General features: G+C 59.4%; 15 protein-coding genes. 9 read left to right on the top strand and 6 right to left on the bottom strand.

Annotated elements, in window-relative coordinates:
• The first annotated feature begins 8 nt into the window (after positions 1 to 8).
• From ACLI1Q_RS06855 to whiA, 5 genes are all read left to right on the top strand, one after another.
• The gene (locus tag ACLI1Q_RS06855) at positions 9 to 557 is read left to right on the top strand and encodes a PH domain-containing protein (RefSeq protein WP_005279101.1); all 549 of its coding nucleotides are present in this window, start codon (positions 9 to 11) and stop codon (positions 555 to 557) included.
• Positions 558 to 560: 3 nt separating this feature from the next.
• A complete protein-coding gene (gene uvrC, locus ACLI1Q_RS06850) occupies positions 561 to 2,630 on the top strand; it encodes an excinuclease ABC subunit UvrC (RefSeq protein WP_284771908.1) in 2,070 nt (689 codons plus the stop codon).
• 44 nt (positions 2,631 to 2,674) lie between these two features.
• On the top strand, positions 2,675 to 3,556 hold the full coding sequence (gene rapZ / locus ACLI1Q_RS06845) for an RNase adapter RapZ (protein ID WP_284771930.1): 882 nt from the start codon (positions 2,675 to 2,677) through the stop codon (positions 3,554 to 3,556).
• A 23-nt stretch (positions 3,557 to 3,579) separates the two neighbouring features.
• Entirely contained in the window at positions 3,580 to 4,557 is a 978-nt protein-coding gene (locus ACLI1Q_RS06840; protein ID WP_284771907.1) for a uridine diphosphate-N-acetylglucosamine-binding protein YvcK, read from the top strand.
• 155 nt (positions 4,558 to 4,712) lie between these two features.
• On the top strand, positions 4,713 to 5,690 hold the full coding sequence (gene whiA, locus ACLI1Q_RS06835; protein WP_005279109.1) for a DNA-binding protein WhiA: 978 nt from the start codon (positions 4,713 to 4,715) through the stop codon (positions 5,688 to 5,690).
• A gap of 174 nt (positions 5,691 to 5,864) precedes the next feature.
• Here the strand turns inward: whiA and ACLI1Q_RS06830 are convergent, their stop codons facing one another.
• Positions 5,865 to 7,511: an L-lactate permease gene (locus ACLI1Q_RS06830; protein ID WP_239268202.1), complete on the bottom strand. Its 1,647-nt coding sequence runs from the start codon at positions 7,509 to 7,511 to the stop codon at positions 5,865 to 5,867.
• A 569-nt stretch (positions 7,512 to 8,080) separates the two neighbouring features.
• Here ACLI1Q_RS06830 and gap point away from each other — a divergent pair.
• The 4 genes from gap to secG all read left to right on the top strand — a co-directional run bounded on the left by gap (position 8,081) and on the right by secG (position 11,698).
• On the top strand, positions 8,081 to 9,088 hold the full coding sequence (gene gap, locus ACLI1Q_RS06825; RefSeq protein ID WP_284771906.1) for a type I glyceraldehyde-3-phosphate dehydrogenase: 1,008 nt from the start codon (positions 8,081 to 8,083) through the stop codon (positions 9,086 to 9,088).
• A 128-nt stretch (positions 9,089 to 9,216) separates the two neighbouring features.
• Positions 9,217 to 10,434 (top strand): phosphoglycerate kinase, encoded by a 1,218-nt coding sequence (locus ACLI1Q_RS06820; RefSeq protein ID WP_239268198.1) that lies wholly within the window; start codon positions 9,217 to 9,219, stop codon positions 10,432 to 10,434.
• A 46-nt stretch (positions 10,435 to 10,480) separates the two neighbouring features.
• Positions 10,481 to 11,263: a triose-phosphate isomerase gene (gene tpiA / locus ACLI1Q_RS06815; RefSeq protein ID WP_239275225.1), complete on the top strand. Its 783-nt coding sequence runs from the start codon at positions 10,481 to 10,483 to the stop codon at positions 11,261 to 11,263.
• 198 nt (positions 11,264 to 11,461) lie between these two features.
• A complete protein-coding gene (gene secG, locus ACLI1Q_RS06810) occupies positions 11,462 to 11,698 on the top strand; it encodes a preprotein translocase subunit SecG (RefSeq protein ID WP_005279116.1) in 237 nt (78 codons plus the stop codon).
• 145 nt (positions 11,699 to 11,843) lie between these two features.
• Here secG and pgl read toward each other — a convergent pair whose 3' ends face one another.
• The 5 genes from pgl to tkt form a co-directional block, all read right to left on the bottom strand.
• A complete protein-coding gene (pgl, locus tag ACLI1Q_RS06805) occupies positions 11,844 to 12,605 on the bottom strand; it encodes a 6-phosphogluconolactonase (protein ID WP_239268194.1) in 762 nt (253 codons plus the stop codon).
• 47 nt (positions 12,606 to 12,652) lie between these two features.
• The gene (locus ACLI1Q_RS06800; RefSeq protein WP_239268192.1) at positions 12,653 to 13,588 is read right to left on the bottom strand and encodes a glucose-6-phosphate dehydrogenase assembly protein OpcA; all 936 of its coding nucleotides are present in this window, start codon (positions 13,586 to 13,588) and stop codon (positions 12,653 to 12,655) included.
• Between the two features lie 14 nt (positions 13,589 to 13,602).
• A complete protein-coding gene (zwf, locus tag ACLI1Q_RS06795) occupies positions 13,603 to 15,135 on the bottom strand; it encodes a glucose-6-phosphate dehydrogenase (RefSeq protein WP_237800863.1) in 1,533 nt (510 codons plus the stop codon).
• A gap of 99 nt (positions 15,136 to 15,234) precedes the next feature.
• Positions 15,235 to 16,320: a transaldolase gene (gene tal / locus ACLI1Q_RS06790; RefSeq protein ID WP_239268190.1), complete on the bottom strand. Its 1,086-nt coding sequence runs from the start codon at positions 16,318 to 16,320 to the stop codon at positions 15,235 to 15,237.
• 32 nt (positions 16,321 to 16,352) lie between these two features.
• Positions 16,353 to 18,425 (bottom strand): transketolase, encoded by a 2,073-nt coding sequence (gene tkt / locus ACLI1Q_RS06785; RefSeq protein ID WP_239268305.1) that lies wholly within the window; start codon positions 18,423 to 18,425, stop codon positions 16,353 to 16,355.
• Positions 18,426 to 18,472: the final 47 nt, after the last annotated feature.

Here is an 18,472-nt window from a genome sequence, read left to right as displayed (position 1 = left end):
TAAAGCACATGAATGAGGCCGCAGCCTCGAATGAATCCCACCCGCGCCGCTCTCTCAGCGATGCAGAGGTATTGGCCTATACCAGCGCGGATCCCTTCGCACGGACCACGTCGAAGCCGTGGGAATATACCGCCAAGTCCCCGTTCTTGCGCAAGATCGCCATCGGCTGGGTCATCCTGGTCATGGCCATCCATATTTTCATGGGTGTCACGCTCGATATCTCCTTTACCGGCGCGCACGTGACCACCATCGATAAATTCGCTTTCCCCGGCGTGGGCGTAGTCATTTCCATCTTGTCCTGGATTGCGCTGAACCGGCCGCGGCTGCAAGCCAATGAGGATGGGGTAGAGGTCCGCAATATCATCGGCACGCGCTTTTACCCGTGGCAGGTGGTCTACGGACTATCCTTCCCCGTCGGCCAGCGCATGGCCCGCCTCGAGCTGCCCGAATTTGAGGCCGTGCCCGTGTGGGCGCTGCAATCCGGCGATAAAGATACCGTGATCACAAAAGTCCGTGACTTCCGCGATCTGGAAGCCAAATACATGCCGCAGGATTAAGCATTGGCAGATCCAACCACCTATCGCCCCGCCCCAGGAACCATTCCGACGGAGCCGGGCGTTTATAAGTTCCGCGATGAAAACAAGCGCGTCATCTACGTAGGCAAGGCCAAAAACCTGCGGGCGCGCCTGTCCAATTATTTCCAAGACATCACGCAGCTGCACCCGCGCACGCGGCAAATGGTGTTGACCGCCAGCTCCGTGGAGTGGACGGTTGTTGCCAGCGAAGTTGAAGCGCTGCAGCTGGAATATACCTGGATTAAGCGGTTCGACCCGCACTTCAACGTCATGTACCGCGATGACAAGACATATCCCATGCTTGCCGTCTCGGTGGGAGAGGTCGTCCCGCGCGCCTTTTTCTACCGCGGCCCCCGCCGCAAGGGGGTGCGCTACTTTGGCCCCTATTCCCACGCTTGGGCTGTGCGCGAAAGCCTGGATCTGCTCACCCGAGTCTTCCCCATGCGCACCTGTTCCAAGGGCGTATATAACCGTCATGAGCGGCTGGGACGGCCGTGCCTTTTGGGATACATCGGCAAGTGCGACGCGCCCTGTATCGGGCGGGTAAGCAAGGAAGAACACCGCGAGACCGTCAATGAGTTGGTCTCGTTCATGAACGGCAACACGGCGGGCGTTAGGCGCAAGCTGGTCAAGGACATGGAGGCTGCCGCCGAAAACCTGGAATTTGAGCGCGCGGCGCGGTTGCGCGATGACCTTGGGGCCATCGATAAGATTATGGAGCAACAAGCGGTTGTCTTCGCCGATGGCACCGATGCCGATCTGATTGCGTTTAATTCCGATGAATTAGAAGCCGCCGTCCAAATCTTCCACGTCCGCGGCGGCAGGATTCGCGGCCAGCGCGGCTGGGTCGTTGAACGCGCCGGCGACCAGGCAACCTCTGAGCCCATTGAGGAGGGCCAACCCGATCCCGCCTTGCCCGCATTGGTGCAAAACTTCCTCATCCAGTTTTACTCGGATGCTGTAGAGCGCGAAGAACAAGAAGCCCGCGAGGACGCGGCTTTAGCTGCGGATGTGCCGCGGCGCGGCGTGGACCAAGAATCGCATATGGAACAGCGCCACGTCCACGTCATCCCGCGCGAGATTCTGGTCCAGGCCATGCCGGAGGAGTCCGAACAAGTGGTCTCCCTCCTGGAAGACCTGCGCGGTGCGCGCGTCGATCTCCGCGTTCCCCAACGCGGGGATAAACGCTCCCTTATGGATACCGTGGAAAAGAACGCCAAGGAGCAGCTGCGCCAGCATAAGTTGAAGCGCGTCGGCGACCTCACCGCGCGGTCCGCGGCGCTGCAGGATATCCAGGATGCCTTGGGCATGGACCAAGCACCGCTGCGCATTGAGTGCACCGATATTTCGCATATTCAAGGCACCGATGTCGTCGCTTCCTTGGTGGTTTTTGAAGACGGCATTCCAAAGAAGTCCGATTACCGGCGCTACCGCATCAAGGAGGCGGCCGGCGACGGGCATTCCAATGACGTTGGCTCCATTGCTGAAATCACGCGGCGCCGGTTTAAGCGCCATAACCAAGATAAGTTGGCGAACCCGGACGAGGAAAAAGAAGAATCCTCCTTCGCGGAAGAAAAGGTGGCGGAAGAATCCGCCGAGGCAGGCCGCCGCTTTGCCTATCCTCCTCAGCTTTTTATCGTCGACGGTGGCGCACCGCAGGTGGCTGCGGCGCAAGAGGTATTCGATGAACTGGGCATCGTCGATGTCACCCTCGTGGGGCTGGCTAAGCGCTTGGAAGAAATTTGGGTGCCAGGCGATGATGAACCGGTGATTTTGCCGCGCAATTCCCAGGCCCTGTTCTTGCTGCAGCAAATTCGCGATGAGGCGCACCGCTTTGCCATTACCTACCACCGGCAACAGCGGTCTAAGCGCATGCGCTCTTCGGCGCTTGATGCAATTCCTGGTCTCGGTCCGCAGCGCCGGACGGATTTGGTGAAGCATTTTGGTTCAGTCAAAAAGCTCAAGGCTGCTTCGGTGGATGAGATCTGCGAGGTCAACGGCTTCGGGCCGAAGCTGGCCCAGACCGTTTACGATAAGTTGCACGACACACAGTAAATAAGCAGCCTTCTGGCAGAAGTGTAGAGCGCGAAAACGCTAGACTGGTGTGCATGACGCACTTCGAGACTCCGCCCATCTTGATTACCGGCATGTCCGGCGGCGGGTTGAGTTCCGCCGCCAAGGTTTTTGAGGATAAGGGCTACTACGTGGCGCATAATATCCCACCGCGCGCCATCGTGGACCTGTGGAAATTGTGCAACCAAGAAGAAACGCCCGTAGAAAAGGTCGCGGCGGTAACGGACGTGCGCTCCCGCATGTTTCCAGGCTCTCTTATAGAAACCATCGATGAGCTAACGGCGCTGGGCATGAAGCCCACCGTGCTCTTCCTCGATGCCCGCGATGATGTGCTCATCCGCCGCTTCGACTCTGTGCGGCGCACCCACCCCTTGCAGGGCGAAGATACCTTGAAGGTGGGCATTCAACGCGAACGCCAAGCGGTGGCGGAGATTCGGGATCGCTCCGATATCATCATTGATTCCACGAACCTCTCGATTCATGACTTGCGCCGGGCTATCGAAGCTGCGTTTGGCGAGTTTCAGAATACGAACCAGCACGTCACGGTGGAATCCTTCGGATTTAAGAATGGTTCCCCGCGCGATGCCGATATCGTTGTCGACGTCCGCTTTTTGCCCAATCCCTACTGGATTCCGGAGCTGCGCGGCTGCCGCGGTACCGATGCGCCGGTGGCCGATTATGTCCTGTCGCAACCGGCCGCCCAGAAATTCGTGGATAATTTTGTCGCCATGTTTTCCACCATGCTGGAGGGATACCGGCACGAGGGCAAGAACTTCATCACCGTGGGCGTCGGCTGCACCGGCGGGCATCACCGCTCGGTGGCGGTAGCTGAGGACATCGCCAAGCGCCTGCGCACCAATGACAACCTTGACGTCAGTATTTTGCACCGGGATATCGCCCGCAATTAGGGCTGAGGAGCACTAAAAACTGTATGGAACACCCTTCTCATATGGTCTGCCTCGGCGGCGGCCATGGTCTTTATCAAACCCTTTTATCCGCGCGGCGCAGCAATGCAGCGGATATTTCTGCCATCGTGACGGTTGCCGATGATGGCGGATCTTCGGGGCGCCTGCGCCGGGAATTGGATATCATTCCACCCGGTGACCTGCGCATGGCTTTGGCGGCGCTAGCCGATGACAATCAGATAGGCGAGCTGTGGGGCAAGACCCTCCAGCATCGCTTCGGCGGCAATGGCGCTATGGCAGGCCATGCCGTGGGCAACCTCATGATCGCCGGGTTGACCGGGGTTTTGGGCGATTACCAGGCCGCCTTGGACGCGGTGGCGGAGCTTACCCACTCGCACGGGCGGGTCATCCCCGTGGTCCCGCATCCCTTAGAAATTGAGGCCGATGTCTCTGGGCTTGACGATGACCCCCGGGTCATGCGCCAGGTCCGCGGCCAGGTCGCGGTGGCATCGACGCCGGGCCATGTGCGGCGGGTGCGCATCCTGCCTGAAGCGCCCCAAGCGAGCCCTGCTGCGCTGGAGGCCATTAGACAGGCTGATCTTATTACCATCGGTCCGGGATCCTGGTTTAGCTCCGTGCTGCCGCATACGTTGGTGCCAGAGATCGTGCAGGCCATTTCTGAATCCAATGCCTTGCGCGTGGTTATGCTCAACCTGTCGGCCGAACCGGGAGAAACCCAAGGCTTTTCCGCGGAGCGCCACGTGCACGTGCTTGCCCGTCACGCACCGAATTTGCGCATCGATCGCATTGTGGTGGATGCGGCAGCCTTACCGAATGAGAGCGAACGGGTTTATGTGCAGCGTGCCGCGCAAGCCTTGGGGGCGCGCGCAGTATTTGCGGATGTCAGCATTCAGGATGACAATGGACAGCGATTGATGAAACACGATCCAGACAAACTTTCTTCTGTCATCGTGGATCTTTATAACGAGTACCGGCGGGCCTAGTTAAAATCAGGCCAGCCAGTCCTCAATGCGCGTGGCACGGTAAAATAAGAAAATTCAGTTTCCCACGCAGTAGTTGGTGTGCGTGGGGCCGTGCATTGCACAAGCGTCATTCGTGACTGTGACAGAGAAATGGGGCGAACTAGGTGACCACACCGTTGACCGAACAGGTCAAAGAAGAACTAGCGGCGGTAGGCGTAACGCGCCAGTCCGCGCGCGCTGCGGAGCTCGCATCGATCCTGCGCTTTGCCGGAGAGGTAGACGTCTCTGGGGACAGCATGGCCTACGAGCTTGAGCTCGATAACCAGGCTATTGCGCAGCGCATCCTCGTGGCTTTGGACGAGCTTTACGGGATCGAAGCGGAAAGCCATGTTGTTGGCCCTGCGGGGACGGCGAAGAAATCCCGCGTCATCGTGCGCATCACCACAGGAGCGAAGGAGCTTACCCGCCGCCTGGGCCTGATTACCCGTTCCGGTCACGCCGTGGTGGGGCTTCCCCCGCAGGTCATTTCCGGCACGGTGGCAGATAGCGAGGCAGCGTGGAGGGGTGCCTTCCTTGCCCACGGCAGCCTGACGGAGCCAGGGCGTTCTTCGGCACTTGAAGTAACGTGCCCCTGCCAAGAGGCCGCATTGGCACTCGTGGGCTGCGCGCGGCGCCTGGGGATTTCCGCGAAGACAAAAGAGACCCGCGGCGAGGATCGGGTCGTTGTCCGCGACGGCGATGCTATTGGCGCACTGCTGACCCGCATGGGCGCTCAGGTGACCCGCTTGTCTTGGGAGAAGAAGCGGGTAAAGCGCGAAGCGCACGATACATCGCGCCGGTTGGATAACTTTGATGATGCCAACCTGCGCCGCTCGGCACGGGCCGCCGTGACCGCCGCGGCGCGCGTGGATAGGGCGATGGAAATCTTGGGCGATGACGTTCCCGAGCACCTGGCCGATGCCGGCCGCCTGCGCGTGCAGCACCGCGAGGCTTCCTTGGAGGAGCTTGGCCGGCTGGCGGATCCGCCCATGACCAAGGATGCGGTGGCCGGACGCATTCGACGCCTACTGTCTATGGCGGATAAGCGGGCCGAAGAACTGGATATCCCCGATACCAATGAATCCATCTCGGACGATCTTTTTGGTGACTCTTAGCCGCAGGGCACGGCCTAAAGCAGTTATTTGATCCACGAAAGGCGGGAAGGAAAGCACTGAAGTGCTTGTCCCTCCCGCCTTCTGTTGTGCCGCGGCCCAGCACCGAGGATGATTTGGTGCTAGGCGGGGGCAGGGGCTTAAAGCCGGTGGCGGCCTAAGCTTTATGGGACCGCCTTATGGGACCAAGAAGCCCAAGACGTTGGTCATCAAGAAGACGATGACGCAGACAACGGCCAAGAACGCGATGGAGTAGCCCACGACGTTCTTCAAGATGACGGATTCCTTGCCCTCCATGGATACGGCGGTTGCCGCAATAGCCAGGGACTGTGGCGAAATCATCTTACCCACAACACCACCGGAGGTATTGGCGGCCAGCATGAGGTCAGGGTTGACGCCAATGCGGTCAGCGGCGGCGACCTGGAGGTTACCAAAGAGCGCGTTCGCGGAGGTATCGGAGCCGGTAACCGCGGTACCAATCCAGCCCAGCACGGGAGCGAAGAGCGCGAAGATGGAACCGGCGGAAGATACGAATTCACCGATGGCGATGGTCTGGCCCGAGTAGTTCATCGTGTAGGCCAAAGCGAGGACCAAGACAATGGTCAGCCCGGAGAACTTCATGCGGTTGGCAACTTCACCGAAGGCCTGCACGGGTTGGGCGAAGCTGAGCTTGTAGCGGCCATTTTCGTTCCAGAAGTGGTAAACAATGGCCACGATAATGCCGGAGAGCAAGAGCAAGGTACCGGGGTTGCCAAAGACATTGAAGCTAAAGCTGGTGTCCATGGCTTCGCCGTTGGTGCCGATGACGGTGCCATCCAGCAGCGGCCACGCGAACTTCAGCTTCCAGAAGCCGAAGATGGCTGGGGCTGCGGTTGCGATGGCAAATACTGCGGTAACGACGGCGTAGGGCAGCAGGGCCATCCAGATGCGGCGGCCATTGAGGTCGGTCGACGTTTCTGCGGCGGGCAGCTCCATGCGCTCGCGCAGCTGCGCGACGCCGCGTGGCTTCCACACGCGGAGGAAGATGAAGGCGGCACCCAAAGATACGATGCAGGCAATAACGTTGGTGAGCTGGTAAGCAAAGAAGGTTGCGGTCAGCCACTGTGCGGCGGCAAAGGAAATGCCGATGACCGCGGCGGCGGGCGCCGTTTCCTTCACGCCGCGCATGCCGTCGAGGATGAATGCGATAAGGAACGGGACGATCGCGGCGATGACCAACACCTGCAGGGCAATAAGGCCTGCGATATCTTGGGTTTGCTCAGCGGTACGTCCGCCAACCTCACCGGCGGTGGTGACCGGAATGCCGACCGCGCCGAATGCCACTGGGGCGGTATTAGCAATGAGGACCACCGTCGCTGCGCGCAGCGGCTTGACGCCGAGCGCCATAATCATCGTGGCGGTGATAGCAACGGGTGCGCCGAAACCCGCAAGGGCTTCAAGGAGGCCACCGAAACAGAAGGCGATGAGCATCGACTGGATGCGGATATCTCCATCGCCTAAGAGGTCGAAGGTCTTACGCAAATCCTCGAAACGGCCCGAGGCGACCGTGATCTCGTAAAACCAAATCGCGGTGATGATAACCCAGACAATGGGCAAGAGGCCAAAGAGTCCACCGCGGACCGCGGAGGACAGTGCCATATCCACGGGCATCGCAAAGGCGACTATGGCAAGGATGATGGAGGTCGCAAGGGCGACGGCTCCTGAAGTATGTGCACGGGCTTTAAAGCCCATCAACATAATGAAGAAAGCCACGAGGGGGAGAATCGCCACGAGCGCGGTGAGCCCAAGACTGTCTCCCACAACAGAGGTATTTATCTCAAACATTGAGTATCCTCGATTCTAACGGGGGTACTATCGCAGGCGCATTCGGTCTGCGGGGGGACTTAAATTTGTTGCCCACGCGTTTCAGGCGAGAGTTAGCGCCCAGCGAATGCCCGAGTGCTACCTGTAACACAGTGAGTTAGCGCAAGCATATCGCGTCATAAAGAATGCTGTGTGATTTGGGTCAAGTAATTTATAGTACTCCGTCTCTAGCGACCAGTGTGCGAGCCGTTTCTGGCGACCGTTGTGCGAGCAAGCCTGGACATATTGTGGGCTGTGATATATCGCACATTAACGGTGTAAAGTCCACATGAATCCACCTAAACGGGCTTGAACAGCCGGAATATTCGGGAGAAACAAAAATACCCGGGAAGATTGTACGCCTAAAACGGAAAACTTTCAGATGCTGCGCGCCCAGTATTGAAGGCCACTGCACGCGTCATGAAGGCTCTGTAGTATTGCGGTTGTTGGGCAAAGCCTCGGGCACCTTACTCACCCTGAGCAGTAAAGTACTCGAAGGACCCGCGGTAGGCCCATAGAAATAATTACTCGACTCTTTGAGGAGATTTACAGTGACTACCCGCGTAGGCATTAACGGCTTTGGCCGCATTGGTCGTAACTTCTTCCATGCTGTTAACCGGACCGACAACGACCTTGAGATCGTTGCTGTCAACGACCTGACCGATAACCACACGCTTTCTAACTTGTTGAAGTACGACTCCGTATTGGGTCGCTTCGACGGCGAGATTACCTACGACGATGACTCCATCACCGTCAACGGCAACCGCATCCAGGTCTTCAACGAGAAGGACCCGAAGAACCTGAAGTGGGGCGAGCTGGACGTGGACCTCGTTATCGAGTCCACCGGCCTGTTCACCAACGGGAACGACGCAAAGGCTCACATCGAGGCCGGCGCCAAGAAGGTCATCATTTCCGCTCCTGGCAAGGAAGTTGACGCAACTTTCGTCTACGGTGTTAACTCCGACACTTACGATCCTGCTAATCACAACGTTATTTCCGCAGCTTCCTGCACCACCAACTGCCTGGCACCTATGGCCAAGGTCTTGAACGATAAGTTCGGTGTGGAAAAGGGCCTGATGACCACGGTTCACGCTTATACCGGTGACCAGCGCCTGCAGGATGCTCCTCACAAGGACCTGCGCCGCGCCCGCGCCGCAGCGGTCAACTTGGTACCTACCTCCACCGGTGCAGCAAAGGCCGTCTCCTTGGTTCTGCCTGAGCTGGAGGGCAAGCTGGACGGCTACGCAATGCGCGTTCCAGTCATCACCGGTTCCGCAACGGACCTGACCTTCACCGCTTCCCGCGACGTCACCGTTGAGGAGATCAACGCCGCACTCAAGGAGGCAGCTGAAGGCGAGCTGAAGGACACCCTCGCATACACCGAGGATCCGCTGGTTTCCACCGACATCGTGACCTCCCCGCACGGCTGCATCTTCGACGCCGGCATGACCAAGGTCTCCAACGGCAACCTGGTCAAGGTGCTGGGTTGGTACGACAACGAGTGGGGCTACACCTCCCAGCTCGTCCGCATGACCAACCTGGTTGCAGACAAGCTCTAAAGTCCTGAAACCGAGCACCCTTTAATGCGATACCGGCCACAACGAACGCCCTGACGGCACGACGTTGTGGCCGGTATCATTTTATGTAGGAACCTCGATTGCAGAACCCACTTTAAAAGGAGTAACACATGGCTTTTAAGACCCTAGATAACCTGCTTGAAGAAGGCGTAGAGGACCGCCACATCTTGGTGCGTTCTGACTTCAACGTGCCGCTCGATGATGACGGAAATATCACCGACCCGGGCCGCATTACCGCTTCTCTTCCGACCATTAAGGCGCTTGTCGATGGCGGCGCGAAGGTCATCCTTTCCGCCCACCTCGGCCGCCCCAAGGGTGAGGTAAATTCCAAGTACTCCTTGGCCCCAGTCGCAGAGGCGCTGTCCGAGGCCCTGGATCAATATGTTGCCTTGGCCAACGACGTCACCGGTGAAGACGCCCACGAGCGCGCAAACGGGCTAAACAGCGGCGATGTCATGCTGGTAGAAAATGTCCGCTTTGACCCGCGCGAGACCTCCAAGGATGAGGCAGAGCGCGGCGAATTTGCTGAAGAGCTCGTCGCCTTGGCCGCCGATAATGGTGCATTCGTTTCCGACGGCTTCGGCGTTGTTCACCGCGCACAGACGTCTGTGTATGACGTCGCCAAGCGCCTGCCCGCCTACGCCGGCAAGCTGGTGGAAAAGGAATTGGACGTATTGTCCACCGTGGCCAAGGATCCAGCGCACCCTTACGTCGTCGTTCTGGGCGGCGCAAAGGTATCCGACAAGCTCGGCGTTATTGAAGCACTCGCCGGAAAGGCCGACAAGATCATCATCGGCGGGGGCATGTGCTACACCCTGCTGGCCGCTAAGGGCTACGACGTTCAGGAGTCCTTGCTGCAAGAGGACCAGATTGAAAACTGCAAGAGCCTGCTGGAGCGCTTCGGCGACAAGATCGTCCTTCCGGTAGATCTCACCGCCGCCAGCGAGTTCGCCGCAGACGCTGAGACCAAGGTTGTTGAGCTCGATGGCATCCCTGAGGGCTGGATGTCGCTGGACATTGGCCCCAAGTCCGTCGAGAAATTTGCCGCCGTACTGGCAGATTCCAAGACCGTATTCTGGAACGGCCCCATGGGCGTATTCGAAATGGAAGCCTTCTCCAAGGGCACCGCTGGGGTGGCGCAGGCGATTATCGATGCCACCTCCTCCAACGGTTCCTTCTCCGTCGTCGGCGGCGGCGACTCCGCAGCCTCCGTGCGCACCCTGGGCCTCGATGAGGATGGCTTCAGCCACATCTCCACCGGCGGCGGCGCATCCCTTGAATACCTCGAGGGCAAGGAGCTGCCGGGCGTTTCCGTGCTCGAGGCATAAACCGCCTGAAATAGCTCAATATAGGCGTACACAGAAAGGATTAATCATGGCACGTACACCACTTATTGCTGGCAACTGGAAGATGAACCTCGATCACATTGAGGCCATCGGCTCCGTTCAAAAGTTTGCTTTCTCCCTGCCGGAGGATTACTACGACAAGGTTGATGTAGCCTACATGGTTCCATTTACCGATATCCGCACCATTCAGACCCTCGTTGAGGGCGATAAGCTGAAGATCACCTACGGTGCGCAGGACATCTCCAAGCACGAGTCCGGCGCCTACACCGGTGAGGTATCCGGTCAGATGCTGAGCAAGCTGGGCTGCAGCTGGGCAGTCGTCGGCCACTCCGAGCGCCGCGAATACCACGGCGAAACCGACCAGCTGGTCGCTGAAAAGGCCGCAGCGGCCCTGGACAATGGCATCAGCCCGATCGTCTGCGTGGGCGAGCCACTCGATGTGCGCGAAGCCGGCACCCACGTTGACTACGTGGTGAACCAGACCCGCGATTCCCTGCAGGGACTGAGCGCCGAGCAGCTATCCAAGACGGTTATCGCCTACGAGCCCGTGTGGGCCATCGGCACCGGCAAGGTTGCCTCCGCTGATGACGCGCAGGAAGTATGTGCTGCAATCCGCGGCTTGGTCAAGGAGCTTGCAGGCGACGAGGTCGCCGAGGGCATCCGCATCCTGTACGGCGGTTCCGTGAAGGTCGATTCCGTTGCTGATATCGTCAGCAAGCCGGACGTGGACGGTGGCCTGATTGGCGGTGCTTCCTTGGTAGGAGAGGACTTTGCCAAGTTGGCCGCCAATGCCGCTAATGCCGTTAGTTAACATGCGTTAACAACCATCACAAGGTAACTGTTGTGCCGCGGGTTGGGGTGAGTCCCGCCCGCGGCATGGTGTACAGTAGGCCCTTGTGATTGCTTTGCGTAGGCAAAGCCGGTAAGTACTTCGCGCCGGTGGCTAGCGTGACTTTCGGTAGTACATCGAAGGTGCCACTGGGCGCACGTTGAGAAAAGGAAGAACCTCATGGTCTTAGCACTGGAAATCATTTTGCTAATTTCAGCTATTTTGATGTCCATCTTTGTGCTTTTACACAAGGGCAAAGGCGGCGGCCTGTCTAGCCTTTTCGGCGGCGGCGTGCAATCGAACCTGTCCGGTTCGACCGTGGTGGAAAAGAACCTAGACCGCTATACCGTCGTCATGGTGATTATCTGGTTGGCCTGCATCGTTGGCCTTAACCTTATCCAGGCCTACGCTTCCTAGGAAGCACGCAGCAGGCCCCCGCTAACCGCTAGCGGCGGCCAACCGCGCAAAACAGCGCCGGTACGTCAGTCCCTTAACCTTTCGCAAGAAGGGACCGAGGTACCGGCGCTGTATGCGTTAAGCGGCGGTGCCGGCGCTGCTGGCTTTACAGCTCCTGCGCGGCATCGTCTGCAAGGAAGAGGATCGTTTCCTTCGTCCCTTGCGCACCAGCGGCCGGGCACTCTTCAGCGTCGACGCCGTCAACGATGTTCTTTGCGGCAGCGGCCTTTTCCTCCCCGGCAACCAAGAGCCAGACGCGCTCAGACCTGTTGACCGCCGGCAGCGTCAGGGTGATGCGCTCGCTGGGCGGCTTCGGCGAATCGTGTACCGGTACCGCGAGTTCTTCCTGCTCACGGATGGCAGGAGAGTGGGGGAACATGGAGTTAATGTGGCCTTCTGCGCCCATGCCCAAAAGGTGTAGATCGAAGCCTAAAGGTGCGAAGTCCTTCAACTCTGGCTCGTAGGCATTTGCGGCCGCCTCCATGGAGACCGCACCGAGGTCGAAACCGTGGATATTCTGATCCGGGATATCCACGTGATCGAGCAGCGCGGAACGCGCTTGGCCTTCGTTGGAATCTGGGTCGCTGACCGGGACATTGCGCTCATCGCCAAAGAAGATGTGCACGCGGGACCAATCGATGCGCAGGGCAGGGTAGTTCTCGCCTTGCTGCTGGGCGGCGAAGTCCAAGCGCGCGAGCTCGTGCAGGAGCCCAATTCCTGCGCCCCCGCCAGTTAGTACGACTCTTGCCACGCCGTCACCATGGAGGCCACCATTGCCGGCCTGAATACCGGCGATGGTCTCAATAAATTTGAGTGCGGCTTGGGAAATAAGGTCATCTACATCGCTGACGCGGTGAAGCGTTACCATTCGGTATCAGAATCCTTTGCAAAGAATCGGTATGAGCAAGTGCGCTATTAAAGCTTACTGTAGTCTACTTCTCCCAGAGCACGCAGCGCCTGAGCATAAGTTTTATCGGCGTCGAGGTGCCGCAATTCCTCGGAGAGGATTTCGGTTTGCGTGCGCGGGCTCAAGCTGACCAGCGAGTCTGGCGTACCAGGCACGCGCACCCGCACGGTGCGCTCATCCACGACATCCACATCGACGTGGGTCGTCTCCCGGTTAAAGCGCAGGTGGGTAACCGGGAAATAGTCACTATTAGCTTCCTCGGCCATGCGCTGTACCGGGACGCTCAGGCGGTCAAGCAGCCACCCCGCAGCGAAGTTTGGCGCGGGATGCCCGGCGGGGCCGGCGACCTCTACCGATAGCACCTTTTCATGGGGATGGTGGTCGAGTGCCGATGCGACGACGCCGCGCCACAAGGTAATGGAGGCCCAGGACATATCGGAATCGCCGGGGGAGTAGCCATTAGAAAGCGCGCGCAGATCCTGCTCGCCCACGGTGCCTTTATGCGCCACGTTGGTGATGCGGCGCTGCGCCAACTTGCCCACGGGGCTTTCGGAGGGAACCTGCGGGCACAGGTTCGGCCACCACGCAACCAGCGGGGTATCCGGCAGCAAGAGCGGGGTGAGCACGGACTCGGCTTGATCCGCCAGCGCCCCGTGCAATTGCATGACGACGGTCTCGGACGCACCGGCCTCGCCACCGACGCGGAGCTGGGCATCGAGCTGGGTATCAGTATTTGGATCGCCGGGGACCACGACGAGCACGCGGGAGGGGTGCTCATGAGAGGCATCGCGCACAGAGGCAAGGATTTGCTCGAGATCGTCGCCTTCTTGTGCCTCAACGATGAGGGTGAGCACCCGGCCCGTGGTGCGGGTGTAATGCTCCTGGGCATCGACAAGCTTCTTGGCAATTTCACCGGTGGTGGTATTAGGCAATGGGATAATCATTGACTACGTCCCTTCTATGGGCGGCGCCAGGAATGGCCCCGGCGGCGCAGCATCTTATCGGCTGAAGTGGGCCCCCAGGTGCCCGCCTTATAATCTTCGGGCTCACCATGCTTGGACCAATAATCGAGGATCGGATCCAAAATGGACCACGATAGCTCGACTTCCTCATTAGTGGGAAACAGGGATGATTCATCGAGGAGCGCATCCAAGATGAGGCGCTCATAGGCCTCCGGGGACTCCTCGGTAAAGGCCTCGGCGTAGGCGAAGTCCATATTCACATCGCGGACTTCCATGGTGGAGCCCGGGACCTTTGAGCCAAAGCGCATGGTCACGCCCTCATCGGGCTGAACGCGGATGACCACGGCATTTTGGCCGAGGGCATCGGTTTCGCCATCGACAAAGGGCTGGTTCGGTGCGGCCTTGAAGACCAAGGCGATCTCGGTGACTCGACGCCCCAAGCGCTTTCCGGTGCGCAGGTAGAAAGGCACGCCTCCCCAGCGCCGAGAGTTGACCTCCAACGTGCACGCCGCATAGGTCTCAGTAGTGGAGGCGGGATCGAAGCCCTCCTCCTCACGCAAGCCCTTCACGTATTCCGAGCCCTGCCAGCCAGCGGTGTACTGGCCACGGGCGGTGGTTTTATTGAGCGGATGGACCGGCTGCGTAGCGCGCAGCACCTTGACCTTTTCAGCGCGCAGCGCCTCCGGTTCAAAGGAGGAAGGCTCTTCCATTGCCACGAGGGCGAGCAGCTGCAGGAGGTGGTTCTGAATGACGTCTCGGGCCGCGCCGATTCCGTCATAATAGCCAGCGCGGCCGCCAAGCCCAATATCTTCGGCCATGGTGATTTGCACGTGGTCGATATAGTGCGCGTTCCACATCGGCTCAAAAATCTGGTTAGCAAACCGCAGCGCCATGATGTTTTGCACGGTCTCTTTACCCAGGTAGTGATCGATGCGGAAGACAGCAGATTCTGGGAAGACCGCGTTGACGATCTCATTGAGCTCGCGCGCAGATTCCTGGTCGTGGCCAAACGGCTTTTCGATGATCACTCGGCGCCACGAGTCCTCCATGGAATTGGCCATGCCCACGCGTTCCAATTGGTGGCAGATATCGGAGAAAAACTCTGGCGGCACCGAAAGGTAGTATGCCCAGTTGCTTCCCGTGCCGCGGGCTTTATCCAGCTCGGCCAACCGCGCAGAAAGCTTGTCGAAGCCCTCATCGTCGAAGGAGCCTTGCACGAACTCGATTCCTTGGGATAAGTGCTCCCACACGTCGTGGTTAAAGTCAGTGCGGGCACCGGCTTCTACCGCGCTGCGGAAATAATCGCAGAAGTCCGCGTTATCCCAGTCCCTGCGGCCATAGCCGACGAGCGTGAAGCCAGCGGGCAAGAGACCGCGGCTGGCAAGGTCATAGATGGCCGGCAGGAGCTTTTTGAAAGCTAAATCGCCGGTCACACCAAAGATGACCATGCCCGCGGGGCCCGCGATGCGTGGCAATCGTTTATCGGCGGCATTACGCAAGGGATTGACCCAAGCGGCTGAGTCCGTCACGGATTATCCTTCCTGGAGGGAAAAGCTAAGTAGTCTTTCAACTAGTGGCGGCATAATGCCCCGCCGGCTATCCGGCGGGGCTAGGACCACGGTCGTAGTTTACGCGAGTCGTTGTTTGAGGGAATCAAGGAGGTCATTCCACGCGGCGACGAACTTATCCACGCCCTCGCGCTCGAGGACCGCGAAGACATCTTCTAGGTCAATGCCCACCGATTCGAGCTGGGAGAAGACCTTCTCGGCTTCTTCGCCGGCGGTGGAGAGGGTATCGCCGTGGAATCCACCCTCCTGCAGTACCGCATCAATGGTCTTTTCCGGCATGGTATTTACCGTGTGCGGGCCAGCCAGCTCGGTCACGTACAGCGTTGCTGGGTAGTCGGGGTTTTTCACGCCGGTGGAAGCCCACAGTGGACGCTGTACGGGCGCGCCTTCGGGGAGGCCGTTATCACCGAGCAATTCCTCTTGGAAGAGGGCGTAGGCACGCTGCGCGTTGGCAACACCGGCCTTGCCGCGGAGGGACAGGGCCTCATCGGAACCGATAGCCTCCAAGCGCTTATCAACTTCCGTATCTAGGCGGGAGACGAAGAACGATGCGACCGAGTGAATCTTGGTAACGTCTTTGCCATTATCAGCCGCGCGCTTGAGCCCGGCCCGGAATGCGGCGATGACCTCGCGGTAGCGAGACACCGAGAAGATCAGGGTGACATTGACGCTGATTCCCTCTGCCAAGGCATCCTCGATAGCGGGGAGGGAGCCCTTGGTAGCCGGAATCTTGATCATCGCATTGGGGCGGGCCACCTGGTCCCACAGTTCGCGGGCCTGCTTGAGAGTTGCCGCGGCATCGTCGGAGATGCGCGGATCCACCTCGATGGATACGCGGCCATCCTGGCCGTCGGTCTCAGCATAGATATCGGCAAAAAGGTCACAGGCGTTTTGTACGTCCGTAATGGCCAGGGAGTAGACGGCTTCATCGGCCGAAGCGTTCTTCTCCTTCAAGGCCGCCAGGTCTTCGTCATAGGCCGTGCCGCTGGTCATGGCGGTGGCGAAGATGGCCGGGTTGGTGGTTACGCCCACGATGGACTTGGAGGAAATAATCTCCTTCAAGTTTCCGGATTCCAAGCGCTGGCGCGAGAGATCATCGAGCCACGTGGAGGTGCCCAATTGGGCAAGTTCAGAAATGTTGTTCATAGTCATTCCTTTTAGCGTCGGTGAGGTGGGGCTTAGCTTTGGGCTTCGGCGATGCTCTCGCGTGCGGCATCGGCCACCGCAGCAGAGGTAAAGCCAAACTTTTCGAAGAGCTCATCGCCGGGAGCGGAGGCCCCGTAGTGCTCTAGGGAGACGTTGCGGCCGAAAGTACCAGTGTACTTGTGCCAGGACTGAGCGAGGCCGGCCTCGACGGAAACGCGGGCCCTCACGCTGCTGGGCAGAACCGATTCGCGGTACTCTGCGTCCTGCTCGTCGAACCACTCCAGGCACGGCGCGGATACCACGCGAGCGGCCGTGCCTTCGCTTTCGAGCTGCTGGGCGGCCTCGACGGCTAGCTGTACCTCCGAGCCGGTGGCCAGCAAGATGACATCGGGCTCATCCTTGGAGCCTGCGACCAAGGTGTAGGCACCGCGGCGAACGCCATCGTGTGCCTTTTCCTTGGTGCCTTCCAAGATGGGGAGGTTCTGGCGGCTGAGCGCAAGGCCCTTCGGGGCTGCCTTGTATTCCATCGCTGCGGCCCAAGCTTGCGCGGTTTCATTGGCATCGGCAGGCCGGATGACGGACAAATTCGGAATGGCGCGCAAGGCTGACAGGGTTTCTACCGGCTGGTGGGTAGGGCCGTCTTCGCCCAAACCAATGGAATCGTGCGTCCACACGTAGTAGGTATCGGTAGACATCAGCGAGCCGAGGCGCACGGCAGGGTACTGATACTCGGAGAAGATCAGGAATGTACCGCCATATACGCGGGTATTTCCGTGGAGGGCGATGCCGTTCATGATGGCGGACATCGCGTGCTCGCGGATGCCAAAGTGAAGGTTGCGGCCATAAGGCTGTGCGGACCACTTATTGGTGGTGATGTTTTCAGGGCCGAAGGAATCCGCGCCCTTAATCACGGTGTTATTGGACCCCGCCAGGTCGGCCGATCCGCCCCACATTTCGGGCAAAGCGGCGGCCAGCGCCTGAATGGTCGCCTCAGAGGCCTTACGGGTGGCAATCGCATCCCCTGGCTCCCATGCGGGGAGCTCGGCATCGAAGTTCTCCGGCAATTCGCGGGCGCTCATGCGGTCAAAGAGCGCCTTATTTTCGGCGTTGTCCGCTGCCCACGCGTCGAACTTCTCTTGCCACTGCGCGTGCTTTTCAGCGCCACGATCGCGCAGCTTGCGGGTGTGGGCCAAGACCTCATCATCAATGTGGAAGGTCTTTTCTGGGTCGAAGCCGAGGACTTCCTTGGTGGCGGCAACTTCGTCATCGCCAAGCGCGGCGCCGTGGACGCCGCCGGTGTTCATCTTGGTCGGGGCAGGGTAGCCAATGACTGTCTTCACGCGGATGAAGGAGGGGCGCTCTGTTTCCTGCTGTGCATTGCGCACTGCCTCTTCAATGGCAACGACGTCCTCGCCGGACTCAACGGTCTGGACGTGCCAGCCGTATGCCTCATAGCGCGCAGCGACGTCCTCATTGAAGGCGATATTGGTGTCATCCTCGATGGAAATGCGGTTGTCATCCCAGAAGACAATCAGGTTGCCCAGCTTCTGGGTACCAGCCAAAGACGATGCCTCAGCGGTTACGCCTTCCTGCAGGTCGCCGTCGGAGGCAATGGTGTAGACGTAATGATCGAAGGGGGATTGGCCGACTGGTGCCTCAGGATCGAAGAGGCCGCGCTCTTTGCGGGCGGCCATCGCCATACCTACCGAAGATGCCAGACCCTGGCCGAGTGGGCCGGTGGTGATCTCCACGCCATCGGTGTGGTGCACCTCAGGGTGGCCAGGGGTAAGGGAGCCCCAGGTGCGGAGCTGCTCGAGATCTTTCATCTCCAAACCGAATCCACCCAAGAAGAGCTGGATGTAAAGGGTCAGGGAAGAGTGGCCGACAGACAATACGAAGCGGTCGCGGCCTGCCCAATTCACGTCATTGGGGTCGTGATTGATAACGCGCTGGTAGAGCGTATAGGCGAGGGGAGCCAGCGACATCGCCGTGCCCGGGTGTCCGGAGCCGCAGTTTTGGACGGCATCGGCAGCAAGCACGCGCACAGTGTCGACCGCGCGAGTATCAGTGTCTGTCCAGTCGTCCGGATAACGGCGCTCGACCATAGCTTGCAGGTCTGGGGACAAATTATCTTTCGACACGGTATAAGGCC

The sequence above is a fragment of the Corynebacterium limaceinasi genome, assembly GCF_046717465.1.
Taxonomy (GTDB): domain Bacteria; phylum Actinomycetota; class Actinomycetes; order Mycobacteriales; family Mycobacteriaceae; genus Corynebacterium.
Note: the sequence above shows the minus strand (reverse complement) of the source record. Positions and strands in the feature narration are given on the sequence as shown.

Coding starts and splice junctions, on each gene's coding strand:
- ACLI1Q_RS06855 (WP_005279101.1), top strand. CDS start 9: ATGAATGAGGCCGCAGCCTCGAATGAATCCCACCCGCGCCGCTCTCTC.
- ACLI1Q_RS06840 (WP_284771907.1), top strand. CDS start 3,580: ATGGAACACCCTTCTCATATGGTCTGCCTCGGCGGCGGCCATGGTCTT.
- ACLI1Q_RS06830 (WP_239268202.1), bottom strand. CDS start 7,511: ATGTTTGAGATAAATACCTCTGTTGTGGGAGACAGTCTTGGGCTCACC.
- ACLI1Q_RS06820 (WP_239268198.1), top strand. CDS start 9,217: ATGGCTTTTAAGACCCTAGATAACCTGCTTGAAGAAGGCGTAGAGGAC.
- tpiA (WP_239275225.1), top strand. CDS start 10,481: ATGGCACGTACACCACTTATTGCTGGCAACTGGAAGATGAACCTCGAT.
- secG (WP_005279116.1), top strand. CDS start 11,462: ATGGTCTTAGCACTGGAAATCATTTTGCTAATTTCAGCTATTTTGATG.
- pgl (WP_239268194.1), bottom strand. CDS start 12,605: ATGGTAACGCTTCACCGCGTCAGCGATGTAGATGACCTTATTTCCCAA.
- ACLI1Q_RS06800 (WP_239268192.1), bottom strand. CDS start 13,588: ATGATTATCCCATTGCCTAATACCACCACCGGTGAAATTGCCAAGAAG.
- tal (WP_239268190.1), bottom strand. CDS start 16,320: ATGAACAACATTTCTGAACTTGCCCAATTGGGCACCTCCACGTGGCTC.
- tkt (WP_239268305.1), bottom strand. CDS start 18,425: ATGGTCGAGCGCCGTTATCCGGACGACTGGACAGACACTGATACTCGC.